Annotated in this window: 16 protein-coding genes, 3 tRNA genes and 1 pseudogene; 7 read left to right on the top strand and 13 right to left on the bottom strand. The window is 47.7% G+C overall.

What is annotated here, in order from left to right:
- The first annotated feature begins 151 nt into the window (after positions 1-151).
- Positions 152-8,140 (top strand): Ig-like domain-containing protein, encoded by a 7,989-nt coding sequence (locus tag FQ015_RS02310; protein WP_160523663.1) that lies wholly within the window; start codon positions 152-154, stop codon positions 8,138-8,140.
- A gap of 378 nt (positions 8,141-8,518) precedes the next feature.
- Here the strand turns inward: FQ015_RS02310 and FQ015_RS02305 are convergent, their stop codons facing one another.
- Complete coding sequence (locus FQ015_RS02305) at positions 8,519-9,589, bottom strand: glycosyltransferase family 9 protein (protein WP_039020681.1); 1,071 nt, start codon at positions 9,587-9,589, stop codon at positions 8,519-8,521.
- Positions 9,590-9,894: 305 nt separating this feature from the next.
- On the opposite strand from FQ015_RS02305, the gene shiA reads away from it, so the two are divergent.
- The 3 genes from shiA (at position 9,895) to FQ015_RS02290 (ending at position 13,825) form a co-directional block, all read left to right on the top strand.
- Entirely contained in the window at positions 9,895-11,211 is a 1,317-nt protein-coding gene (gene shiA, locus FQ015_RS02300; protein ID WP_160523662.1) for a shikimate transporter, read from the top strand.
- Between the two features lie 101 nt (positions 11,212-11,312).
- On the top strand, positions 11,313-12,767 hold the full coding sequence (amn, locus tag FQ015_RS02295) for an AMP nucleosidase (protein WP_160523661.1): 1,455 nt from the start codon (positions 11,313-11,315) through the stop codon (positions 12,765-12,767).
- Between the two features lie 341 nt (positions 12,768-13,108).
- Positions 13,109-13,825, top strand: a complete 717-nt coding sequence (locus FQ015_RS02290; RefSeq protein ID WP_000532923.1) for a YebC/PmpR family DNA-binding transcriptional regulator — start codon at positions 13,109-13,111, stop codon at positions 13,823-13,825.
- Positions 13,826-14,276: 451 nt separating this feature from the next.
- On the opposite strand, the gene FQ015_RS02285 is transcribed toward FQ015_RS02290, so the two are convergent.
- Both FQ015_RS02285 and yeeO read right to left on the bottom strand, forming a co-directional pair.
- A tRNA-Asn gene (locus FQ015_RS02285) sits at positions 14,277-14,352 on the bottom strand.
- 100 nt (positions 14,353-14,452) lie between these two features.
- On the bottom strand, positions 14,453-15,940 hold the full coding sequence (gene yeeO / locus FQ015_RS02280; RefSeq protein WP_337191367.1) for a toxic metabolite efflux MATE transporter YeeO: 1,488 nt from the start codon (positions 15,938-15,940) through the stop codon (positions 14,453-14,455).
- A 160-nt stretch (positions 15,941-16,100) separates the two neighbouring features.
- On the opposite strand from yeeO, the gene FQ015_RS02275 reads away from it, so the two are divergent.
- Positions 16,101-16,176 (top strand) — tRNA-Asn (locus FQ015_RS02275).
- Positions 16,177-16,213: 37 nt separating this feature from the next.
- Here the strand turns inward: FQ015_RS02275 and cbl are convergent.
- Together cbl and nac are read right to left on the bottom strand one after the other, a co-directional pair.
- Entirely contained in the window at positions 16,214-17,164 is a 951-nt protein-coding gene (gene cbl, locus FQ015_RS02270) for an HTH-type transcriptional regulator Cbl (protein WP_032303291.1), read from the bottom strand.
- Between the two features lie 101 nt (positions 17,165-17,265).
- Positions 17,266-18,183 (bottom strand): nitrogen assimilation transcriptional regulator NAC, encoded by a 918-nt coding sequence (nac, locus tag FQ015_RS02265; RefSeq protein ID WP_039020678.1) that lies wholly within the window; start codon positions 18,181-18,183, stop codon positions 17,266-17,268.
- 324 nt (positions 18,184-18,507) lie between these two features.
- On the opposite strand from nac, the gene FQ015_RS02260 reads away from it, so the two are divergent.
- Positions 18,508-18,583, top strand: a tRNA-Asn gene (locus FQ015_RS02260).
- A 55-nt stretch (positions 18,584-18,638) separates the two neighbouring features.
- Here FQ015_RS02260 and ldtA read toward each other — a convergent pair.
- The 5 genes from ldtA to FQ015_RS23920 form a co-directional block, all read right to left on the bottom strand.
- The gene (ldtA, locus tag FQ015_RS02255) at positions 18,639-19,574 is read right to left on the bottom strand and encodes a L,D-transpeptidase (protein ID WP_160523660.1); all 936 of its coding nucleotides are present in this window, start codon (positions 19,572-19,574) and stop codon (positions 18,639-18,641) included.
- A gap of 61 nt (positions 19,575-19,635) precedes the next feature.
- Positions 19,636-20,715 carry a nicotinate-nucleotide--dimethylbenzimidazole phosphoribosyltransferase gene (gene cobT, locus FQ015_RS02250; RefSeq protein WP_160523659.1) on the bottom strand — a complete coding sequence of 360 codons (1,080 nt, stop codon included), beginning with the start codon at positions 20,713-20,715 and terminating at the stop codon, positions 19,636-19,638.
- A gap of 11 nt (positions 20,716-20,726) precedes the next feature.
- A complete protein-coding gene (gene cobS / locus FQ015_RS02245) occupies positions 20,727-21,470 on the bottom strand; it encodes an adenosylcobinamide-GDP ribazoletransferase (protein ID WP_001297350.1) in 744 nt (247 codons plus the stop codon).
- Positions 21,467-22,012, bottom strand: a complete 546-nt coding sequence (gene cobU, locus FQ015_RS02240; protein WP_039020675.1) for a bifunctional adenosylcobinamide kinase/adenosylcobinamide-phosphate guanylyltransferase — start codon at positions 22,010-22,012, stop codon at positions 21,467-21,469. The genes cobS and cobU overlap by 4 nt, the downstream gene beginning before the upstream one ends.
- Before the next feature lie 133 nt (positions 22,013-22,145).
- Positions 22,146-22,481: a hypothetical protein gene (locus FQ015_RS23920; protein ID WP_039020674.1), complete on the bottom strand. Its 336-nt coding sequence runs from the start codon at positions 22,479-22,481 to the stop codon at positions 22,146-22,148.
- Between the two features lie 2 nt (positions 22,482-22,483).
- On the opposite strand from FQ015_RS23920, the pseudogene FQ015_RS02235 reads away from it, so the two are divergent.
- A pseudogene (locus FQ015_RS02235) lies at positions 22,484-22,780 on the top strand (EutP/PduV family microcompartment system protein); the annotation flags it as partial.
- A 135-nt stretch (positions 22,781-22,915) separates the two neighbouring features.
- Here FQ015_RS02235 and FQ015_RS02230 read toward each other — a convergent pair.
- The 3 genes from FQ015_RS02230 to sbmC all read right to left on the bottom strand — a co-directional run bounded on the left by FQ015_RS02230 (position 22,916) and on the right by sbmC (position 25,147).
- Positions 22,916-23,245, bottom strand: a complete 330-nt coding sequence (locus tag FQ015_RS02230) for a DUF496 family protein (protein ID WP_000450409.1) — start codon at positions 23,243-23,245, stop codon at positions 22,916-22,918.
- 171 nt (positions 23,246-23,416) lie between these two features.
- Entirely contained in the window at positions 23,417-24,475 is a 1,059-nt protein-coding gene (locus FQ015_RS02225) for an FUSC family protein (RefSeq protein WP_160523658.1), read from the bottom strand.
- 198 nt (positions 24,476-24,673) lie between these two features.
- Positions 24,674-25,147 (bottom strand): DNA gyrase inhibitor SbmC, encoded by a 474-nt coding sequence (gene sbmC, locus FQ015_RS02220; protein WP_001602831.1) that lies wholly within the window; start codon positions 25,145-25,147, stop codon positions 24,674-24,676.
- Positions 25,148-25,200: the final 53 nt, after the last annotated feature.

Genomic DNA, 25,200 nt, shown 5'->3' with positions numbered 1-25,200 from the left:
GAGTAATTCAGTAGTCTCCCCTCTTGCAACTCACACCCAAAACTGCTTAACGAAAAGTTATTAATTTTCAATCATATTGCTATCAGGATTTATATTTTTTCGCTGTGCTAGAAAGGGCGCATTTATGTTAGCTCGTTCAGGGAAGGTAAGCATGGCTACGAAAAAGAGAAGTGGAGAAGAAATAAATGATCGGCAAATCTTATGCGGGATGGGTATTAAACTACGCCGCTTAACTGCGGGTATCTGCCTGGTAACTCAACTTGTGTTCCCTATGACTGCGGCAGCACAAGGTGTGGTAAACGCCGCAACCCAACAACCAGTTCCTGCACAAATCGCCATTGCAAATACCAATACGGTGCCCTACACCCTTGGAGCGCTCGAATCGGCCCAAAGCGTTGCCGAACGTTTCGGTATTTCGTTGGCTGAGTTACGCAAACTCAACCAGTTTCGTACGTTTGCTCGAGGTTTTGATAATGTCCGCCAGGGTGATGAACTGGATGTCCCGGTACAAGTTAGTGAAAAAAATTTAACCCCGTCGCCGCGTAATAGCAGTGACAACCTTGAGCAACAGATAGCCAGTACTTCACAGCAAATCGGGTCTCTGCTCGCCGAAGATATGAACAGCGAGCAAGCGGCCAATATGGCGCGTGGATGGGCCTCTTCTCAGGCATCTGGCGCAATGACAGACTGGTTAAGCCGCTTCGGCACCGCAAGAATCACGCTGGGCGTGGATGAAGATTTTAGCCTGAAGAATTCCCAGTTCGATTTTCTCCATCCATGGTATGAAACGCCTGATAATCTCTTTTTCAGCCAGCATACTCTCCACCGTACTGACGAGCGTACGCAGATTAACAACGGCTTGGGTTGGCGTCATTTCACTCCCACATGGATGTCGGGCATCAACTTCTTTTTCGACCACGATCTTAGCCGTTACCACTCCCGCGCCGGCATTGGCGCGGAGTACTGGCGCGACTATCTTAAATTAAGCAGTAACGGCTATTTGCGACTGACCAACTGGCGCAGCGCACCTGAACTGGACAACGATTATGAAGCACGCCCGGCCAATGGCTGGGATGTACGCGCAGAAGGCTGGTTACCCGCCTGGCCGCACCTTGGCGGTAAACTGGTCTATGAACAGTATTATGGCGATGAAGTGGCCCTGTTCGATAAAGACGATCGGCAAAGTAATCCTCATGCCATAACCGCTGGACTTAACTATACCCCCTTCCCGCTGATGACCTTCAGCGCGGAGCAACGCCAGGGTAAACAGGGCGAAAATGACACCCGTTTTGCCGTCGATTTTACCTGGCAACCTGGCAGCGCAATGCAGAAACAGCTTGACCCGAACGAAGTCGCTGCACGGCGTAGCCTTGCAGGCAGCCGTTATGATCTGGTGGATCGCAACAACAACATCGTTCTGGAATATCGCAAAAAAGAGCTGGTTCGCCTGACCCTGACAGACCCCGTGATAGGGAAGTCAGGAGAAGTGAAATCACTGGTTTCGTCGCTACAAACCAAATATGCCCTGAAAGGCTATAACGTCGAAGCCACCGCTCTGGAAGCTGCCGGTGGTAAAGTGGTCACAACGGGTAAAGATATTCTGGTTACCCTGCCGGCTTACCGGTTCACCAGTACGCCAGAAACCGATAACACCTGGCCGATTGAAGTCACCGCTGAAGATGTCAAAGGCAATTTTTCGAATCGTGAACAGAGCATGGTAGTCGTTCAGGCACCTACGCTAAGCCAGAAAGATTCCTCGGTATCGTTAAGTACCCAGACATTGAGTGCGGATTCCCATTCAACCGCCACACTGACTTTTATTGCTCATGATGCAGCAGGTAATCCTGTTATCGGGCTGGTGCTCTCGACGCGTCACGAAGGTGTTCAGGACATCACCCTTTCTGACTGGAAAGATAATGGTGACGGAAGCTATACCCAAGTCCTGACCACAGGAGCGATGTCTGGCACGCTAACGCTGATGCCACAGCTGAACGGTGTGGATGCGGCTAAAGCCCCCGCCGTGGTGAATATCATTTCTGTTTCGTCATCCCGAACTCACTCGTCAATTAAGATTGATAAGGACCGTTATCTCTCCGGCAATCCTATCGAGGTGACGGTAGAACTGAGAGATGAAAATGACAAACCTGTTAAGGAGCAAAAACAGCAACTGAATACTGCAGTCAGCATCGACAACGTGAAACCAGGAGTCACTACAGACTGGAAAGAAACCGCAGATGGCGTCTATAAGGCAACCTATACCGCCTATACCAAAGGCAGTGGACTTACTGCGAAGCTGTTAATGCAAAACTGGAATGAAGATTTGCATACCGCTGGATTTATCATCGACGCCAACCCGCAGTCAGCGAAAATTGCGACATTATCTGCCAGCAATAATGGTGTGCTCGCCAATGAGAATGCAGCAAATACCGTCTCGGTCAATGTCGCTGATGAAGGAAGCAACCCAATCAATGATCATACCGTCACGTTTGCGGTATTAAACGGATCGGCAACTTCCTTCAACAATCAAAACACCGCAAAAACGGATGTTAATGGTCTGGCGACTTTTGATCTGAAAAGTAGTAAGCAGGAAGACAACACGGTTGAAGTCACCCTTGAAAATGGCGTGAAACAAACGTTAATCGTCAGTTTTGTCGGTGACTCGAGTACCGCGCAGGTTGATCTACAGAAGTCGAAAAATGAAGTGGTCGCTGACGGCAATGACAGCGCCACCATGACCGCGACAGTCCGGGATGCAAAAGGCAACCTGCTCAATGACGTCAAGGTCACCTTCAATGTTAATTCAGCAGAGGCGAAACTGAGCCAAACCGAAGTGAATAGCCACGACGGGATCGCCACAGCCACGCTGACCAGTTTGAAAAATGGTGATTACACGGTTACGGCCTCTGTCAGCTCTGGTTCCCAGGCTAGTCAACAGGTGAATTTTATCGGTGATCAAAGTACTGCTGCCCTGACCCTCAGTGTGCCTTCAGGTGATATCACCGTCACCACCACAGCTCCGCAACATATGACTGCAACCTTGCAAGATAAAAATGGCAACCCACTAAAAGATAAAGAAATCACCTTCACTGTGCCAAACGACGTCGCAAGTCGGTTCTCGATTAGCAACGGCGGAAAAGGCATGACGGATAGTAACGGGGTTGCAATCGCCTCCCTGACCGGCACGTTAGCGGGCACGCATATGATCACGGCTCGTCTGGCTAACAGCAATGTCAGCGATGCTCAGCCAATGACGTTTGTGGCGGATAAAGACAGAGCGGTTGTCGTTCTACAAACATCGAAAGCGGAAATCATTGGGAATGGCGTGGATGAGACGACGCTGACAGCAACAGTGAAAGATCCTTTTGATAACGTGGTTAAAAATCTGTCAGTAGTCTTCCGCACCTCTCCCGCAGACACGCAACTGAGTCTGAACGCGCGTAATACTAATGAGAACGGTATTGCTGAAGTTACCCTTAAGGGCACGGTTTTGGGTATTCATACAGCCGAAGCCATACTGCTTAACGGCAACAGAGATACGAAGACAGTCAATATTGCGCCCGATGCCAGCAACGCGCTAGTCACGCTGAATATCCCTGCTCAACAGGTGGTGACGAATAACAGTGACAGCGTGCAGCTGACGGCGACGGTGAAAGATCCGTCGAATCATCCGGTGGCGGGAATAACGGTGAACTTCACCATGCCACAGGACGTAGCGGCAAACTTTACCCTCGAAAATAACGGTATTGCCATCACTCAGGCCAATGGCGAAGCGCATGTCACGCTCAAAGGCAAAAAAGCGGGCACGCATACGGTTACTGCAACGCTGGGTAACAATAATGCCAGCGATGCGCAGCCAGTCACATTCGTGGCGGATAAGGACAGCGCAGTTGTCGTTCTGCAAACATCGAAAGTGGAAATCATTGGGAATGGCGTGGATGAGACGACACTGACAGCAACAGTGAAAGATCCTTTTGATAACGTAGTAAAAGATCTACCGGTCACCTTCAGTACCGATCCGGCTGATACTCAACTTAGTCAGAGCACGAGCAACACTAACGACAGTGGTGTTGCTGAAGTTACCCTTAAGGGCACGGTTTTGGGTGTTCATACAGCCGAAGCCACACTGCCTAACGGCAACAACGATACGAAGACAGTCAATATTGCTCCCGATGCCAGCAACGCACGGCTCACGCTGAACATCCCTGCTCACCAGGTGGTGACGAATAACAGCGACAGTGTGCAGCTGACAGCTACAGTGAAAGATCCGTCGAATCATCCGGTGGCGGGGATAGCGGTGAATTTCACCATGCCACAAGACGTCGCGGCAAACTTTACCCTTGAAAATAACGGTATTACCGTCACCCAAGCCAATGGGGAAGCGCATGTCACCCTCAAAGGTAAAAAAGCGGGCACGCATACAGTTACCGCGACGCTGATTAATAACAATGCCAGTGATTCGCAGCCGGTAACATTTGTGGCAGACAAAACCTCGGCTCAGGTTGCCCTGCAGATGTCAAAAGATGAGATCACGGGTAATGGCGTCGATAGTGCAACGTTAACTGCAACGGTTAAAGACCAGTTCGACAATGAGGTGAACAATCTTCCGGTAACATTCAGCTCAGCCTCTTCAGGCCTCACCCTCACCCCAGGGGAGAGTAATACCAATGAGTCTGGCATCGCGCAGGCCACTCTCGTAGGCGTTGCCTTTGGTGAGCAGACGGTCACTGTATCACTTGCTAATAATGGTGCCAGCGACCACAAAACTGTGCACTTTATTGGCGACACAGCTGCGGCAAAAATTATTGGGTTGACGTCTGTCCCAAACAGCATAATCGCTGGTACCCCGCAGAATAGCACCGGCAGCGTCATCACCGCGACAGTCGTTGATAATAATAGCTTTCCGGTGAAAGGTGTAACTGTGAGTTTCACCAGCAGTACAAACTCTGCTGAAATGACGAATGGCGGCCAAGCCGTAACGAACGAACAGGGTAAGGCAACCGTCACTTATACCAATACCCGTTCCTCGACAGAATCAGGAGGGAGGCCGGATACCGTTGAGGCCAGTCTGGAAAATGGTAGCTCCACGCTTAGCACATCAATTAATGTCAACGCTGATGCGTCTACGGCACATATCACCTTGTTACAAGCACTTACTGATACAGTCTCCGCAGGCAACACGACCGATCTGTATGTTGTGGTAAACGATAATTACGGAAACGGTGTACCCCAACATAAGGTGACCATCAGCGTTTCGCCAAGTGAAGGTGTGACCCCCAGTAATAACGCTATATATACTACCAACTCCTACGGCCATTTTTACGCAAGCTTTACCGCTACAAAAGCCGGGGTTTATCAAGTGACGGCAACGCTCGACAATGGCGATTCGATACAACAAACAGTGACCTATGTGCCGAACGTGGCGAATGCTGAAATCACGCTGGGAGCCTCGAAGGATCCGGTGATTGCCGACAATAACGATCTCACGACACTAACAGCAACAGTCGCTGATACAGAGGGCAATGCGATAGCCAACACTGAAGTAACATTTACTCTCCCGGAAGATGTGAGGGCAAACTTCACGCTGAGCGATGGCGGTAAAGCGGTTACTGATGCTGAAGGCAAAGCGAAAGTCACACTGAAAGGTACAAAAGCAGGAGCACATACCGTGACAGCAGCGATGGCTGGCGGTAAGAGTGAGCAATTGGTGGTGAATTTTATTGCGGATACGCTCACAGCGCAGGTTAATCTGAACGTTACCGAGAACAACTTTATCGCCAATAACGTTGGGATGACCCAACTTCAGGCAACGGTGACTGATGGACACGGCAACCCGTTAGCCAATGAGCCGGTGACATTCACACTACCGGCAGATGTGAGTGCAAGCTTCACTCTTGGAGAAGGCGGTTCCGCCATTACTGACATCAACGGCAAGGCGGAAGTTACACTAAGCGGTACGAAGTCCGGCACCTATCCCGTGACGGTCAGCGTGGACAGTTATGGTGTCAGTGATACGAGGCCGGTGACTTTGCTTGCCGATGCGAGTACCGCTAAACTGGCTGATTTTACCGCATCATCAAGCTCACTAATCGCCAGCACAACCGAGGGTGCGACCCTGACGGCAAGTGTCACTGACGCTTATGACAATCCATTAGAAGGCATCAAGGTCAATTTCCGCGGCTTATCCGCCACGCTGAGTAACACCACCGCTGAAACAGATGCTCAGGGTAAGGCAGAAATTCTTGTAACAAGCACCATTGCAGGGACGAAAATTGTTGTGGCTAATCTGGCAAATGCACCTACAGACACCATCATGCAAACGTTGACTGTCAAAGCAGATGCTGATTCTGCGACGATCACCAGTCTGGAAATGCCTGAAGGTCAGGTTATGGTCGCAACCCCCATGGCGGTTAAAGCGCACGTCGACGACCAGTTTGGCAATCCAGTTTCTGAACAGCTTGTGACATTCAGTGCAGAGCCGTCAATTTTTAACATGGTCATTAGTCAGGATACGGTCTCTACGAATACACTGGGTATAGCCGAAGTCACCATGACGCCCAAAAGATACGGTTCGTATACTGTGCAAGCATCCCTGGCGAATGGCTCCTCTTATGAGAAGGACTTGGTGGTAATCGATCTAAAACTGACACTCACAGCATCAAGTCCACTTATCGGCATCAATGACCCATTAGGTTCAACTCTGACAGTAAGGCTAACCAATCCAAATGGGACCCCAGTGAACAATGAACTCGTTACCTTTAGCGTAACGCCAGAAGATGCAACGTTAAGTAGCGGAACAATGAAAACCAATCCTTCCGGGGAGGCACAAGTCGTTCTGACCAGCAATAAAGTCGGTACGTATACGGTTACAGCATCTATCACTAGTGGCGTAATTATTCAGGCGCAGACAATCGTGAAAGTTACTGGCAACCAAAGCACAGCCCATGTGGTCAGCCTGAGCGCTGATCCGTCAACTATCACTGCCAACGACAGCGATATCAGCACGCTGAAGGCTACTGTTGAGGACGGCAGTGGTAACCAAGTCGAAGGCGTCAATGTGAACTTCGCATTAAAAGGTGGCTCTGCCACATTAGGGTCATTAACAGCGGTGACCGATCAACACGGATTTGCGACAACCACCGTGAAAAGTGCGCGAACTGGGAGCGTAACTGTTAGTGCAGGAACGAGCACAGGTGCAACGCAAACAGCTAATATAACGTTGGTGGCTGGCCCAGCAGACACCTCGCAGTCCGTCCTTATGAACAACCGGCCATCACTGAAAGGTGACTTTATCGATAGTGCTGAACTGCAACTTGTTCTGCACGATATATCAGGCAATCCGATCAATGTTTCTGAAGGGATGGAATTTGTGCAGTCAGATACCAACGTGCCCTATGTGCAAGTTAGCGCAATTGACTACAGTAATAATTTCTCCGGCGAGTACAAAGCCACCGTTACAGGCGGTGGAGAGGGTATTGCAAAGCTGATCCCCGTGTTGAATGGTGTTCATCAAGCTGATCTGAGTACCACAATACAATTCACTCGCGCACAAAGTAAAAAAATGAGCGGTACAGTGTCAGTCAATGGTGTTGACCTACCGACAGACTCATTCCCTTCTCAGGGATTCACCGGGGCGTATTATCAGTTGAATAATGACAACTTTTCCCCGGGCAAAACGGCGGCTGATTATGAGTTTTCAAGCTCTGCCTCCTGGGTCGATGTTGACGCTACCGGTAAAGTGACATTTAAAAATGTCGGAAGCAGTTGGGTAACGATTACAGCGACGCCAAAATCAGGAGGCCCTGGCTATATATACGAAATCCGGGTGAAGAGTTGGTGGGTAAACTCCGGCGATTCTGTCATGATATACAGCCTTGCTGAAAATTTTTGCAGTAGCAATGGCTACATGCTTCCCCGTGCAAGCCTTTTAAGCCAGGGGCGTTCCCGAGGTATAGGGACATTGTACAGTGAATGGGGAGATATGGGGCATTATATGAATGAAGCCGATTTTTATTCAAATATGTATTGGTCATCTAGTCCCGCAAACTCCAGTGAACAATACGAAATTTCCCTGGCAACAGGTGAGCAAAGCGTAATGGCAAAACTTGGATTTGCTCATGTTACATGTTATAAAAACATTTGATTATTGAATTTTTTATAGAGTGCTCCATTAGGGGCACTCGACTTTACAATCCCTCTCTGTTTATCTGAAGACAGTCGAGCCCCCTTTTTTTTGAATAAATGCTTGAACATGGAAGGACCATCTATTCTACGGCAGCGGGAAACAAAGTATATGAGCTATTTTTGATAGCTATCATTTTTGCTATTTAGTCAAATCACGATAATATTTAGCTAATTACATCAGTGCAAGTCATAATAATGTATGGCAGTTAACGGGGATTTAAGTTCAGGTTGCCTTATTATTCGGTGAGTATTGCTTTGGTTCAAAGGCTTTTTTTGTGGTGATTGACCAACCTCAGGGTATTAATGTCCCCTATTCAGCATAGATCGGCATTACCCTCTATACGTAAGTACTGACACATACTCTCTCCAAAGCACTTTTTAGCGCCTTTCCGAATTCATCCAAACTTATATGATCAATTTTTTGCCCAACGACCACTGACTCCGAGATATCTGCCATCGCAGGCCACCGCGTTTTGTAATCAGCATAAATTGCAACGACGGGGGTATTATAGGCACTTGCCATATGTAATATTGAGGTATCAGGGGTTATTGCGATATAAGCATCTTTTATGATTGCTGCTGAACGTTTAATCGAGGGTGATAAGGATAGCCGGTAGACATTATTATAACAACCCGCTAATTTCCGGGCTTTATCTTCCCCTTTTGGTCCATGAACAATGACTATTGGCATATCATTATCACTTTGAATTTTGGCGATGAGTTTCTCAGCTACTGATAACGAAAATGTGCGTTCCTGCACGCTGCCATCTAAATTAAGCGCAATGTAAGATCCTAAAGTGCACAATTCCTCACGTACTTCATTTATTACCTGCTCGCTTAATGGCAATTCATATATTGGCCTGACTGCAGGAAAACCCGCTTCACGCATCATAAACGCCCATGTCATGGGTACGGGAGCCCTGAGATTCTGATCCATCCGGGAGGCGTTCTTACACAAAGGGGAATAGCACTTCATGGTTAAACCGACAACCTGAAAATTCGTTTTTGCTTTCAACTGACTGATAAATAACATCGTTTTCAGGTTCTTTTTACGCATCGCCTCTATACAAAGATCCGGCGTACCGTATCGCTGTGTTATGTTCTTCGCTAAATCTTTTATTTCTTTTAATGTTGCGTGATCCTGCATAGTCATTGTTACTAATGTTAATTTAGTCTGTTCAAGTTTGAGCGCATTAAAGACTTCTAAATTAATAGTCGAAGTAACAATTAAAAGATGCTTAATTTTATGCAATTCAAGCGCCCGAATAACTGGAAAGATGGCCATAGCATCGCCAATTTGATCGGGAATGTGGATAACAACAAAGTCTGTTTTTCCAATATTGAAATTATTAGCTTTATAATCGTAGTAACTAAATGCAATACGTCTCAACAATGATGCTAAAAACATACCTAACCTCGCCTCCCTACTGGTTATAATGCAATGCAGTCTATCAGAATCATCAGGGTGCAATTTTGTGCATATGCGGACTTTTATGTTTCATATCTCAAAACTGTAGGTGCTCTGCTCAATCCTTATGCAACTCCTGCGATTTCATCTTCCATCGAATTTTTCATGTTGCCGTTAATCAGCCATAAAATCATTTGCAGATGCGCTCTGTCGAGGTAGTCTCATAAGGTTCGTTTATAGATCGACGGCAATGTGAGTTACCTTTTCCATACTAATTATAAAAAGACAGTACAAACAGGATCATTATGGACTCCACGCTCATCTCCACTCGTCCCGATGAAGGGACGCTTTCGTTAAGTCGCGCCCGACGAGCTGCGTTAGGCAGTTTCGCTGGTGCCGTCGTCGACTGGTATGATTTTTTACTCTATGGCATTACCGCCGCACTGGTGTTTAATCGCGAGTTTTTCCCGCAAGTCAGCCCGGCTATGGGAACGCTCGCCGCATTTGCCACCTTTGGTGTCGGATTCCTGTTCCGTCCGCTCGGCGGTGTCATTTTCGGTCATTTTGGCGACCGACTGGGACGTAAGCGCATGTTAATGCTGACCGTCTGGATGATGGGCATCGCGACAGCCTTGATTGGCATTCTTCCTTCCTTCTCGACCATAGGTTGGTGGGCCCCCATTTTACTGGTGACACTGCGTGCCATTCAGGGATTTGCCGTCGGCGGCGAATGGGGAGGCGCAGCGTTGCTTTCCGTTGAAAGCGCACCTAAGAATAAAAAAGCCTTTTACAGTAGCGGTGTACAAGTTGGTTACGGTGTAGGTTTACTGCTTTCAACCGGACTGGTTTCACTGATCAGTATGATGACGACTGACGAACAGTTTCTAAGCTGGGGCTGGCGTATTCCTTTCCTGTTTAGCATCGTACTGGTGCTGGGAGCATTGTGGGTGCGTAATGGCATGGAGGAGTCCGCGGAATTTGAACAACAGCAACATAATCAAGCGGCAGCGCAAAAACGCATCCCGGTTATCGAAGCACTATTACGGCATCCCGGTGCTTTCCTGAAGATTATTGCGCTACGACTGTGCGAGTTGCTGACGATGTACATCGTTACCGCCTTTGCGCTTAACTATTCAACCCAGAATATGGGGTTACCGCGCGAACTTTTCCTTAATATCGGTTTGTTGGTAGGTGGACTAAGCTGCCTGACAATTCCCTGTTTTGCCTGGCTTGCCGATCGTTTTGGTCGCCGCAGAGTGTATATCACAGGCGCGTTAATCGGAACGTTGAGCGCATTTCCTTTCTTTATAGCGCTTGAAGCACAATCTATTTTCTGGATAGTTTTCTTCTCCATAATGCTGGCAAACATTGCGCATGACATGGTGGTGTGCGTGCAACAACCGATGTTTACCGAAATGTTTGGTGCCAGTTATCGCTATAGTGGCGCTGGAGTCGGATATCAGGTTGCCAGTGTGGTCGGCGGTGGATTTACACCTTTTATTGCTGCTGCACTCATCACTTATTTTGCTGGAAACTGGCATAGCGTCGCCATTTATTTGCTGGCTGGATGCCTCATTTCTGCAATAACCGCTTTGTTGATGAAAGACAATCAACGCGCTTAATAGCCTGGCGAAGATCATCCGATCTTCGCCTTACACTTTTGTTTCACATTCCTGTGACATACTATCGGAAGTGCGGTAATTGTATGGAACAGGAGACACACATGAATAATAAGGGCTCCGGTCTGACCCCAGCTCAGGCACTGGATAAACTCGACACGCTGTATGAGCAATCTGTAGTCGCTTTACGCAACGCCATTGGCAACTATATTAAAAGTGGCGAATTACCTGATGAAAACGCCCGCAAACAAGGTCTTTTTGTCTATCCATCACTGACCGTAACCTGGGACGGTAGCACAACCAATCCCCCCAAAACGCGCGCATTTGGTCGTTTTACCCACGCAGGCAGCTACACCACCACGATTACTCGCCCTACTCTCTTTCGTTCGTATCTGAATGAACAACTTACGTTGCTGTATCAGGATTATGGTGCGCATATCTCGGTGCAACCCTCGCAGCATGAAATCCCTTATCCTTATGTCATCGATGGCTCTGAATTGACACTTGATCGCTCAATGAGCGCTGGGTTAACTCGCTACTTCCCGACAACAGAACTGGCGCAAATTGGCGATGAAACTGCAGACGGCATTTATCATCCAACGGAATTCTCCCCGCTATCGCATTTTGATGCGCGCCGCGTCGATTTCTCCCTCGCGCGGTTGCGCCATTATACCGGTACGCCAGTTGAACATTTTCAGCCGTTCGTCTTGTTTACCAACTACACACGTTATGTGGATGAATTCGTTCGTTGGGGATGCAGCCAGATCCTCGACCCTGATAGTCCCTACATTGCCCTTTCTTGTGCTGGCGGGAACTGGATCACCGCCGAAACCGAAGCGCCAGAAGAAGCCATTTCCGACCTTGCATGGAAAAAACATCAGATGCCTGCATGGCATTTAATTACCGCCGATGGTCAGGGTATTACTCTGGTGAATATTGGCGTGGGACCGTCAAATGCTAAAACCATCTGCGATCATCTGGCGGTGCTGCGCCCGGATGTCTGGTTGATGATTGGTCACTGTGGTGGCTTACGTGAAAGCCAGGCCATTGGAGATTATGTACTTGCACACGCTTATTTACGCGATGACCACGTTCTTGATGCGGTACTGCCGCCCGATATTCCTATTCCGAGCATTGCTGAAGTGCAACGTGCGCTTTATGACGCTACCAAGTTAGTCAGCGGCAGGCCCGGAGAGGAAGTTAAACAGCGGCTACGTACTGGCACTGTGGTAACCACAGATGACAGGAACTGGGAATTACGTTACTCAGCTTCTGCACTTCGTTTTAACTTAAGCCGTGCCGTGGCAATTGATATGGAAAGTGCAACCATTGCCGCGCAAGGATATCGTTTCCGCGTGCCATACGGGACACTACTGTGTGTTTCAGATAAACCGTTGCATGGTGAGATTAAACTTCCCGGTCAGGCTAACCGTTTTTATGAAGGCGCTATTTCCGAACACCTGCAAATTGGCATTCGTGCGATCGATTTGCTGCGCGCAGAAGGCGACCGACTGCATTCACGTAAATTACGAACCTTTAATGAACCGCCGTTCCGGTAATAAGTTCTGTTCCTTTTTATCAGGAATAGATGTGAAGGATTTAGTAAGTCATCCAGCAAATAGCCTGCAATAAAGCAGGCTGTTTGCTTCCTGGGGCGGATACGAGTTTTATTATAGCCTTAATGATTTCCATATATTAAAAGCAAGTATGCTTTCAAAACACAATTATAAAAAAATCCGCCAACAACATTAGTTTTTATGAGATTAAATATAAGATTATGGATTTAGAATATTTTTATTTCTAATAGACGAGATTTTTCCTGTTATGATATAATATGCCGAATTAACGCATGTTAACGATTTACCAGTAATGTAAATAAATTTTCGAGGAGATCATTCCAGTGGGACGTAAATGGGCCAATATTGTTGCTAAAAAAACGGCTAAAGACGGTGCAACGTCTAAAATTTATGCAAAATTCGGTGTAGAAATCTATGCTGCTGCCAAACAAGGTGAACCCGATCCAGAATTAAACACATCTTTAAAATTCGTTATTGAACGAGCAAAGCAGGCACAAGTTCCAAAGCATGTTATTGATAAAGCAATTGATAAAGCCAAAGGCGGCGGAGATGAAACGTTCGTGCAGGGCCGTTATGAAGGCTTTGGTCCTAATGGCTCAATGATTATCGCTGAAACCTTGACTTCAAATGTTAACCGTACGATTGCTAACGTTCGCACAATTTTCAATAAAAAAGGCGGCAATATCGGAGCGGCAGGTTCTGTCAGCTATATGTTTGACAATACGGGTGTGATTGTATTTAAAGGTACAGACCCTGACCATATTTTTGAAATTTTACTTGAAGCTGAAGTTGATGTTCGTGATGTAACTGAAGAAGAAGGTAATATTGTTATTTATACTGAACCTACTGACCTTCATAAAGGAATCGCGGCTCTAAAAGCAGCTGGAATCACTGAGTTCTCAACAACAGAATTAGAAATGATTGCTCAATCTGAAGTTGAGCTTTCCCCAGAAGATTTAGAAATCTTTGAAGGGCTTGTTGATGCCCTTGAAGATGATGACGATGTTCAAAAAGTTTATCATAACGTCGCAAATCTCTAATTATATTTTAAAGAAATCTGTCTTTATGGCAGATTTCTTTAATCTCATATAATTCTTATAATAAATATAATATTCAACTCGTCATATTGATTATAAAAATACCGGTCCCAGAGAAATAATATTTATTAAAATTCCAGGTTTTCTTTTTCTGATTACAGAAGACAAAGTGGCAATTACGTTTAGTTTCCCGATAAAAACGCGACAGCAACATCCCGCATAAGGCATTTTTCTCTATACCTTTGTACGGTACTTCACGGAACGAATTTTTTGACCTTGCGAATCGTGATGTCTGTTGGGGGGGCAATTTGCTCACTGAAGCGTGAGACTCGATTAAGCGCACAAAACACAGAAATCAAAAAGCCCAGTCACTTTTTTACAAGGTAACCGGGTAAAAATAATTTTTATTTTTTAACTGTCTTGAGACTCATAGAGATGTCTCAAAACTAAAATTTGGCTCCTCTGACTGGACTCGAACCAGTGACATACGGATTAACAGTCCGCCGTTCTACCGACTGAACTACAGAGGAATCGTGAGAACGAGGCGAATATTAGCGACGCCCATCCACAATGTCAAAGCCTGTTTTTTAAATTTGAAATCGTTTGCTGAAATAATCTGCACTTTGTCGTTTATTCCGACACAACTGGCTTTTTTTCACACTTTTGCGGCTCAGGTCTAGGGTATTTCCACAGCCAACGTCCAGTAACCATGCGCCAGTAAAACAGCACGGCCCGCACAGCCCAGTCGGCAAACATTCCCATCCAGACACCAACCACACCCCAGCCAAGCATGATTCCCAGCACATAACCGACTACAACCCGGCAACCCCACATGCTCAACATAGAAACCCACATGGCGTAACGGGCATCGCGAGCACCCTTAAATCCAGCGGGTAGCACCCATGAGGCAGACCAAATAGGCATAAATAAAGCATTTAGCCAAATCAGAATCACAACGACATGTTTAACCTGTGGATCCTGGGTGTAAAACGATGCCATAACCCCAGCAAAGGGAGCCGTTAGCCAGGCGATGGCCGTTAATCCAAGAGTGGACAGCCAGAACACATGCCGCAACTGAATCTCTGCTTGCGCTATCTGCCCTACCCCCAACCTTCGGCCTGTAATGATCGTAGAAGCAGAGCCGAGCGCACTTCCGGGTAAGTTGATAAGAGCCGCAATTGAAAACGCGATAAAATTCCCGGCAATAACACTGGTCCCCATCCCGGCAACGAACATTTGGGTTAATAACCGACCACTGGTAAATAACACTGATTCGACACTCGCTGGAATACCAATCCCCATGACTTCCCAGATAATGCTAAAATTCAGCGGTTTAAAATAACTCTTTAACGAAATCCTGAGTGCAGGATTAAAACCAATCGCCAGCACCCACAAAATTGCCACTGCGCCAATATAACGAGAAATGGTTAACCCCAACCCAACCCCGACAAATCCCAGTCCCGGCCAGGAGAAAAGGCCGTAAATCAATATGCCGCTAATAATAATATTAAGAATATTCAGGCTACCGTTAATCAGTAGCGGTATTTTCGTATTCCCTGCACCACGAAGTGCCCCGCTACCAATCAAAGTGATGGCAGCAGCTGGATAACTGAGTACCGTCAGCTCCAGATAAGTCAACGCCAGTGCTTTAACTTCTGTCGTGGCATCACCCGCGACGAAATCAATAATTTGTTCGCCAAAATGATGAATAAGCGTTGCCAACAGTACGGCAAACAACGTCATGATCACCAATGACTGCCGCGTCGCCACCCTCGCTCGTCGTCGATCCCGCTTACCGAGACTAAATGCCACAACGACAGTAGTACCAAGATCGATAGCTGCAAAAAAAGCCATAATGACCATATTGAAGCTGTCCGCCAATCCCACGCCGGCCATCGCATCTTTTCCCAGCCAGCTGACCAGAAAAGTGCTCAGGACACCCATCAACAGGACACAGGCGTTCTCCATGAAGATAGGAACAGCAAGCGGGGTTATCTCGCGCCAGAACAACACTTTGTAACTCTTGCGTTTGGCGTGCCAGCGAGTGCTGTGAACAACCTGGCGTAAAGCAGAGGAGATATTCAAAGCCGACCTTAATTGCAGAAAGTGAAACCACATTTCAAATAATGAGGGAGAATCAGCAAAGCTGCAAAGATTTTCGCCGACAAATTGTCTGCAAATGCAACAAACTGTTGATAGAAACGGCAAACAGTTGGGAAATTTAAAAATCGGGTTTGACAAAAGATTTTTCGCCGTTAAGATGTGCCTCAACAGCGATTCCTCTGTAGTTCAGTCGGTAGAACGGCGGACTGTTAATCCGTATGTCACTGGTTCGAGTCCAGTCAGAGGAGCCAAATTTCTGAAAAGCCCGCTTTTATAGCGGGCTTTTTGCTATATCTGATAATCAATTTCCTCTTCACTGTTCTCCATCACCTGGCGCTTGATATCCTCAACTGACAGTCCTGCATTACAAAGTTCCAGAAAGCGCCAGACATAGTTACGCTGAAGTTGTCCTCGCTTGAGTCCCAACCAGACAGTATTAGCATCGAAAAGATGCCGCGTATCCAGACGGATTAAATTCTTTTCCTCTTGTTCACCGCTGGATTGTTCGGCAACTAATCCAATCCCCAGCCCGAGTGCAACATAGGTTTTAATGACATCAGAATCCTGCGCACTTAATACAATATCTGCCAGCAAACCTTTGCGGACAAATGCGTCATCAATACGTGAGCGCCCCGTAATCCCCTGTCGGTAAGTGATTAACGGCCACTTCGCTATTGATTCCAGCGTCAACGGTATAATTTGCGTCAAGGGATGATCGAGTGGAACAAGCAAACTATGGTGCCAACGAAACCACGGGAAGGCGACGAGCTGCGGGTCATTACTTAAACGCTCGCTGGCGATACCAACATCAGCTTCGCCATTTTGCAACAAAGTTGCAATTTCCTGTGGTGTACCCTGGATTAGCTCCAGCCGAACCTCCGGGAAAAGTTCGCGAAAAGCTTTAATGACCTCAGGCAAGCTATAACGTGCCTGAGTATGCGTCGTTGCAATAGTGAGAACGCCAGACGTATCGTTGGTAAACAGGTCTGCAAGCCGACGAACATTACTGGCTTCATTAAGAATACGTTCTGCAATGACCAGTAATGCTTTGCCCGGTTCAGTCATGCCCAGCAGTCGCTTACCTCGTCGAACAAATATTTCGATGCCAAGTTCATCCTCCAGTTCCCGAATGTGACGGCTGACGCCTGACTGTGAGGTAAAAAGCATATTCGCAACCTCTGTCAGGTTGTAATCCTGACGTGCAGCCTCGCGGATTATCTTTAGTTGTTGGAAATTCACGGTAAACTCCGGGCAGTTCAGATATCACGTTATTGTTAAAGTTTAATGCCCGGCATAACAAATAATAAAAACCCGCATCTTATTCCATCCCGATATAACGCTTAGCTCACCAATTGCCACTGCCTTTTTTCCATCACTGGAGAACTCATCACTGACATTAACAACTCTTTCACTGCTTGCGCCTGTGGTGATAAGTTCGCTCTGGCGGGTAAATTTAATGACAAAGAGAGACTCATTGAAGGTGTGGTAATGCGTGACATCCATCCGTTTACTGCGCCACATAACGAACGCGCGGCCGATTCGGGTAATACTGCAACGCCCATGCCGCTGGCAATTGCTGCGGTAAGCGTGGCAATAGACTCAATTTCACCAATGACTTTTGCCGTGAGTCGCCGTAGGGAAAAAGCCTCATCAACACGAAGTCTAATAGCACTGTAATCACTGGGGAGAAAGAGGTTCATTTGCGCAATAGCATTAACATCAACGCTTTGCCCCGGGCAATCTTGCGTTCCTACCAGGAAAAGATCTTCTTTCAGCAAAGCCTGACTGGAAACACCAGCCACAGGAGAATGCTCATAAATCACTGCCATATCGAGTTGGTGGCTTATCAGTTTTTCGTTGAGCACAGCACCGCTATTTTCATGGAGATAAATAACAATTTCCGGGAATTCAGCGCGAACCGCCTGCAATAAAGGCATGGTGATAGATGAGGCCGCCGTTCCTGGTGCAAAGCCAATCGAGACTTGCCCAGATAATGCCTGACCAACATTATGCACCGCCAGTTGGGCCTGTTCACACTGGCGTAAAATGGCCCGCGCATGGGTATAGAGAATTTTTCCGGCGTCTGTTGGCGTAACGCCCCGTTTTGTGCGAATCAAAAGTTGTTGATTCAACTCACCTTCCAGCGTGGCAACCTGCTGGCTGAGCGCGGGTTGCGCGATATGCAACACTTCAGCAGCCTGGGTCAGGCTACCAATATCTACAATTTTTACGAAGTATTTCAGGCGTCTGAAGTTCATGTTGCCTCCGGTTTATAAGAATCGGCCCAAGTGCCGCCATTACTTACATCCAGATTGCAAGATACTTGCCAGTTTTAATTTTGTGTTGATATGCAAGCTAACCAACGGTCAAATAAGAGATTATGATAGTTTTGTCACTCGATCTTTTTATTAGAACTCGCGTTCTCTGCCCCAATACAGAAAGGTATGCACCACGATGGTTCATTACCAAAAAGATTGAAAGCTCACCATTTTGTCGAAATTGGCAGCAAACAAACAAAAAAATGCATTTCACCCTTTGACATCACCATGCACTGCCATTAATATGCGCCCCGTTCACACGATTCCTCTGTAGTTCAGTCGGTAGAACGGCGGACTGTTAATCCGTATGTCACTGGTTCGAGTCCAGTCAGAGGAGCCAAATTCAAAAAAGCCTGCTTTCGAGCAGGCTTTTTGCTTTCTAATTAACAACGCTCTTAAAACATCTGTCTTGAACCAGAACTAATTTGCACAGGCATTCCTGATCGGCGCTGCAATGCAGCATTTGCGCGATTCACATCAACTTCTTGCCCGTTGATAAACGCCCGCAAAGATGGCGTTACTGGCAAAGGCACTTTTCGGTCTGACTCATATTCCGCACGGTTGCGCGACAGCGGCTCATGAACTTCCAGCCACTTTGATCCATCCGGTTCCGTTGTGTATTTCACTGGCTGATCAATAATTTGTACACGAGTACCTACAGGAACATTATCAAACAGATATTTGATATCGTCATTGCGCAGACGAATACAGCCCTGACTTACCCGGAGCCCAATACCAAAATTGGCATTGGTACCGTGGATGGCATATAGCCTGCCAATATAAATCGCGTACAGCCCCATGGGATTATCAGGCCCCGCAGGAACAAATGCGGGCAAACTCTCCCCTCGTTTCGCATATTCGCGCCGGGTGTTCGGCGTTGGCGTCCAGGTTGGTGCTTCTTGTTTACGTTCAACGGTAGTCACCCAGTTACGCGGGGTTTCTCGCCCAGCCTGGCCGATACCAATAGGAAAGACTTCCACAGTATTACTGTCTGGAGGGTAGTAATAAAGACGCATCTCAGCGACGTTAATCACAATCCCTTTACGAACAGTGGCGGGCAAAATTAGTTGCTGCGGAATGGTGAGTTGCGAGCCTGACTTGGGCAAGAAAACATCAGCGCCCGGATTCGCTTCCAGCATGTTACTTAACCCTTGCCCGTATTGTGCGGCAAAAGTCTCCAGCGGGTGGGTATTGTGATCAGGAACAGTTACAGTAAGCGACTGTCCCACTAAACGGCTACCCTCTGGAGGTAATGGATAAGTTACCGCCAGGCTATTATGGCTGGCAAAAAGTAGAGCAAATGAGCAAAAAATATTTACACGACGCATCATGTCCCTTTCCTAAGTCGCGAATACTATCCGATAAGTATAGCTTTTATCAGACTTTTCGTTTTTAACTGTTCAAATCAGAAGTCGTATTCCCCGGTAGAACAATATTACTGGCAGCAAGTTCGCCCATGCTGTTGTATATCGCACAGGCAGCTTCGATGATGGGCATCGCCAGAGCTGCGCCACTTCCCTCACCTAAACGCATATCCATATTGAGATAAGGCTCCAGCCCCAAATGCGACAACGCTATACGCGCCCCTTTTTCTGCCGACAGGTGAGAAGGAATGAGATACGGTTTGATTGCAGGAGACATCTGGCAGGCTGCGAGCGCGGCAGCATAAGAAAGAAATCCATCCAGCAACACCGGTAAACCGCAGGACGCAGCGCCTAACATCACGGCAGCCATTCCGACCAAATCAAATCCACCCACTTTTGCCAGGACATCAACGCCATCCTGCGGATTTGGTTGATTCAACGTAATCGCCCGTCGCACAACATCAATTTTATTAGCCAGTTTATCTGTCGGCAGGTTTGCGCCAATCCCAACCACTTCTTCAGGATCCCGGCCAGTGATTGCGCTCACTATCGCCGCTGCCGGTGTCGTGTTTGCCATCCCCAGTTCACCTACACCAAACAGCGTGACACCGTTTTTTGCCAGCTCCCGCGTATAGCATATGACGTCCAAAAGCAACGTTTCAGCCTGACGGCGACTCATTGCCGGAGCTGAAGCAATATTGCCGCTACCTCGTGCGACACGCATGTTGATAAGCCCGGGGATAGGCTCAGCAGTATCAATACCAACATCAATTACGTGGACGTTAGCGCCCGCTTGTGCTGCCAGCACACACACGCCGGTTGTTCCGCGGGTCATATTTTCAGCCTGAATGGCTGTCACTTCTTTTGGGGAAATAGCGACCCCTTCCTCCCAGACGCCGTGATCGGCACACATAACCAGTACCGCTTTTTTGCCCACATGCGGTATGCCATTCAACCCCGGCATTCCCGCCAGTTGTACGCCAAGCGCCTCCAGCCTTCCCAGGCTACCAACAGGTTTGAGTAACCCGTCAATATGCCGTTGTGCACGCGACATAGCGGCAGGATCGATGGCAGGGATCGTATTCAGTAAATTGGCAAGTGTTTGCATGTCACGTCTCTTTATAGCAGTGCCAGCAGGAAGACCAGTTCACCAAGCTCTATGGCTGCTCCCAGCGTATCGCCGGTTTGCCCGCCCAGCGTACGTTTGAGAAGCTGACCGAGGATGAAAATCGCCACCATCGTCACCACCATAGCAGCCACACCATGCATACCTGGCAATAATACGGCAGCAAAAATAGCGGCTAAACCGAGTGTGACGCAGGTTTGTCGCCCATCAATTTTGCCAATGAACACATTGCCAAGCCCTTCTTCCCGGGCATAACGATGACGATACATCAATAATGCGGCAGTCCCGCGGCTGACCGCGCATGCTGCCGCCAGCGATGCAAGGATCGGTTCGCCACGCAAAGCCAGCTCGCTTAACACCAGAATCTTTGCCAGTACAACAAAAATCAATGCCAGACCGCCGTGGGTGCCTAAACGGCTATCACGCATGATTTCCAACATGCGATCGCGGCTACGTGCAGAAAATACGCCATCACAGGTATCAGCGAGGCCGTCCAGGTGGAATCCCCCGGTCATCAGCGCCAGCACAAGTACGCTAAACAATGCCGCCAGTGGTACGCCACACCATGCCTGCAGCACCATGAAGACCAGCCCGCTAATCGCGCCAAGCAATAATCCAATTAAAGGAAAAGTAATAATACCGCGAGAATAATGCTCGAAATCCAGTCCCTGGGACCAGCGACGCGGTACAGGCAGACGCGTAATAAATGAGAGCATCGCCCAAAATAATTTACTCATTTGATTTTTACTCCAATACCCGAAACCACCAGCCATACTTCATTTGCCGCAGCGGCCAGCTGCTGATTTACCCGCCCGGCAATATCACGAAAATGTCGTGCCAGACGACTCTCCGGCACAATCCCCATTCCCACTTCGTTAGTCACTAATACAACCTTTGCGGGGCAACGTTGGCAGGCAGCAATCAACGACTGAATCTCAACATTAATCGCCTGTTCCATCGCCTGATAATCCCATTCATCAGGGTCTTTATCGCCGCCATAATCAAACAACAGATTAGTCACCATTGTGGTAACGCATTCCAGCAACACAGCCTCATTCGGGTTAATGTCTGCATGAATTAATTCATCAAGATGTTGCCAGCGCTCCACTGTGCGCCAGTGAGCCGGGCGGCCTTGCCGATGATGTTCTATCCGTGCCGCCATCTCATCATCAAGGATTTGCGAGGTGGCGATATACAGAACCTGTGAAGAGTCCCCAATAAGCGCCTCTGCGTGGCGACTCTTCCCGCTCCGTGCTCCACCTGTCACCAAAATCATCATACCGACTCCTGATTCAATTGTATGATGGTATTCATTGAACAGAACAATGGTTCCCCCACTGTTGCTGACCGCAAAACATTTACGCGATTAATACTGCGCGTAATATAATTAAAAATCCAGCATTCTCAATCCATTACGAAAGAAGATGGCATTGCGGAATAGCCAGACTTCCTCGTGTTAACGTCCGACAAAATGCGTCATTGACAGCGGTTTCTCTGGAATGACAGATTTCATTCAGATAATGGATCAATGCTACAGCCCCACCAACCGGACCAGTCAGCAAACGGGCATTGTGTTCTGCAATCAAAATTACCGTCGTTCCCTCAGAATGAGGGAGCCATTCTGGTACGGATATCTCGCTTTCAGCTGCTATCAATAGCAGCACTGAATAATCGCTATACGAATCTGATAACGATTGCACAGGCCCACCGTCAAAAGGCTGGAAATCTTGCTGCCAGTCCTCACCGATAAAACCGCAGCCTCTACAGTGCTCTGTTAGTCAGCGCCTGCGAAGCGGACATTATCGCCCTGGTGCTTAATGCGGACGCACCGTGGTCACCTTTTTCGCCAGGCTTTACCTCGTCAATGAATCGCCCGGTCATTGGAGTAGTAACCAAAGCAGATTTAGCCAGTATGGAACAAATATCTTTGGTGAAAAGTTGGTTACGGGAAGCTGGAGCGCACAATGTGTTAGTAACCAGTGCGGTTAATAACAATGGAGTTGCAGAACTTTTTGTCTTGCTGCATACAGAAGAAGGCTGTCGCTAATTTCAATAGGTTATCAGATGGGAATGATGACGGTGATACACAGAAAAGAAACAATGAGCAATGAGCAATGAGCAATGAGCAATGAGCAATGAGCAATGAGGGTTACCGGGCAACCCTCATTGAATAAAACAGGAATTACTTCGCTTCGCCGTTTTTCATTTCGCCCATAGCTTTCAGCTTTTTGGAGATATCGCGGCGTTCTTTGGAGAGCTCGGCATTTTTGATGATGTAATCGTCAACGCGATCTTCATAGTCACCTTTCATGCTGGCGATGATGCCCTGGATTGCTTCAACGCTCATCCCCGGCTTGATGTAATCACTCAGGTTGTCCAGCAGCAGGACGCGCTTCTGGTTGTCACGGATCTTTTTCTCAACGTCCTGAATTTCACGTTGCAGTTTGTTCTTACGACGGAACAGACGAACAAATTCCAGTACATCCTGGAATGAAGGCTTGGTAGTTTCCATTTTTATACCCCTGATAATGTGAGAGTCGGATTCGTTTAAGCAACCGCTATTCGTTAGGGCCAACATTACTCATAGCTGCCGCAGATGACAATGCTTTTATCCCTTTTCACTATCATACCCTTTATCCTTGCTGAATCGAAGCAGCAGCAAGATGATTCTGAAGTTCAGGAATTATTTGCGCAAGGCCCGGCAAATCAGATTCGATAGCAATTCAAGCTGATGCGCTGTTTCCATGTTCAGCCACACATAGCCATAGATTGGTGTTTCCACGACCTTCAGGTCATGGTGGTTATCGAGCAACTGACGCAGCTCTTCCACAGCATCGTTCAATTTTTCCGTATTGGCAAAAACCGGCTGCGGATTACCTTCGTACAGCGCATGAACAAGGCTCAGCAGTATTTGCTGCATCATGTGCTGGGTATCACGAAGTTTTTGCGCGTTCAATAACACGAAATGGCTGGGGCGCGTGGCCCAGTATGCATTGATTTGCAACTCCAGCATACAAACCAGATTGCGATTAATGGTCTGGATACCTTCATATATCGATTTGGGAATACGGGTTTCTTTGCTGGCGGGCGCAATCAGCCCACGCATTTTCACGGCATCGGTCAGGAGTTTTTGTAGATGGCTTTCCAGACGTGGGCGTTCGAGTAAGTTCGGTGAGAATGCAGATTGATAGACCCGATTATACTCGGTCAGACTTTTCGCCAGTTGAATGCGCCAGTGGATGAACGCCCGTTGTGGCCAGATACCGGTAAACAACATTGCCAGTAAAGAGCCGAGGATCACATCGCCGCTTCGCCATAACGCCGTAGCAATTTCACCTGTCGGGGAACCAACAACAATTGCCAGCGTCACCCCAATCAATAAACCTTGATACGGTTTCTTGCCCAGCGCCAGCCAACCGCAAAGAAACATAGCCGCCGCGCACCAGACTAACATCAGCGGTAACGAGATTAACTCCAGTTGCAGAGCGATAAGACCTAAAATCGACCCCAACACCGTACCGCCAATACGTTCGAATGCGCGAGGGACAACGTTACCCCAGAACGAGATTGGCCCCATAATCACCACCATGGTGACCAGCGGCCAGGTGCTTTCCGGGATAGTAAACAGGCGGATAATGAGAAAAGTGAGCAGGAATGCCAGCGCGACCCGAGTACCATGCACAATGCGGTAATGGCGGTATACCCGGATTTCAAACGGGCTTAATGACTTATCGGCACGCACGCAGAAACTCCGTTAATGAAGATTAAAAGCGCTCATAACACATCTGTCGGCCAGAAGGCGCGCCTCTGAATTATCCGACGGACATACCGGGAACAGTGTAATTTCCCGGCAGGAGCGAAAAATTTGAAAGGCGCATCTTACTCTTTTCGCTTTCAAAAAAAGAGTGGTCATCGCGTTAACACACCGCCCTGAGATGAATTAGTGATGTTTTGGCTGCACCGCAACATACATTTCGATATCCCAGTACCCCTCTTCCGCGCCATTGTTCAAATAAACCTCAAAGCAGGGCTTTGGTAACATTTCATAAGCACTGTCCTGCAAGAGGCTATTAAAGAACTGATACCAGGGTTTAGCAAAATCATCACCGACTACACGAGCCACCGCCACCGCATACTGACCACCTGAAATTTCTGTCAGAATGACGCCCTCACTGTTTTCAGGGAGCGTAAAGTTATTCGGCACCGTCACGACGGTGTCGCAGCGTAATTTTTCGGCGGGTGTTTCATCTGGATTGTCGTAATAGACAGCAACCCACTCCTTCGGCACAATATTTTTGCTATCTACCCACATCATCAACTGCTCAAAGCCTTTCTTTACCGTCTGTTCCCACGGGCCAACGAGATGGAAACCTGCAACGGTACGTTTATCTTCCTGCTTAATCTCGTAGTTCATGACGCCTCCATTAATACTGTTTTTATATACAGTATAGTTGCAATATTAAAACC

The organism is Escherichia sp. HH26CH (genome assembly GCF_009820205.1).
In the GTDB taxonomy this organism is placed as follows: Bacteria; Pseudomonadota; Gammaproteobacteria; order Enterobacterales; family Enterobacteriaceae; genus Escherichia; species Escherichia coli_F.
Note: the sequence above shows the minus strand (reverse complement) of the source record. Positions and strands in the feature narration are given on the sequence as shown.

Coding starts and splice junctions, on each gene's coding strand:
- FQ015_RS02310 (WP_160523663.1), top strand. CDS start 152: ATGGCTACGAAAAAGAGAAGTGGAGAAGAAATAAATGATCGGCAAATC.
- cobS (WP_001297350.1), bottom strand. CDS start 21,470: ATGAGTAAATTATTTTGGGCGATGCTCTCATTTATTACGCGTCTGCCT.
- nac (WP_039020678.1), bottom strand. CDS start 18,183: ATGAACTTCAGACGCCTGAAATACTTCGTAAAAATTGTAGATATTGGT.
- sbmC (WP_001602831.1), bottom strand. CDS start 25,147: ATGAACTACGAGATTAAGCAGGAAGATAAACGTACCGTTGCAGGTTTC.
- FQ015_RS02230 (WP_000450409.1), bottom strand. CDS start 23,245: ATGGAAACTACCAAGCCTTCATTCCAGGATGTACTGGAATTTGTTCGT.
- amn (WP_160523661.1), top strand. CDS start 11,313: ATGAATAATAAGGGCTCCGGTCTGACCCCAGCTCAGGCACTGGATAAA.
- shiA (WP_160523662.1), top strand. CDS start 9,895: ATGGACTCCACGCTCATCTCCACTCGTCCCGATGAAGGGACGCTTTCG.
- FQ015_RS02305 (WP_039020681.1), bottom strand. CDS start 9,589: ATGTTTTTAGCATCATTGTTGAGACGTATTGCATTTAGTTACTACGAT.
- ldtA (WP_160523660.1), bottom strand. CDS start 19,574: ATGATGCGTCGTGTAAATATTTTTTGCTCATTTGCTCTACTTTTTGCC.
- cobT (WP_160523659.1), bottom strand. CDS start 20,715: ATGCAAACACTTGCCAATTTACTGAATACGATCCCTGCCATCGATCCT.
- cobU (WP_039020675.1), bottom strand. CDS start 22,012: ATGATGATTTTGGTGACAGGTGGAGCACGGAGCGGGAAGAGTCGCCAC.
- yeeO (WP_337191367.1), bottom strand. CDS start 15,940: ATGTGGTTTCACTTTCTGCAATTAAGGTCGGCTTTGAATATCTCCTCT.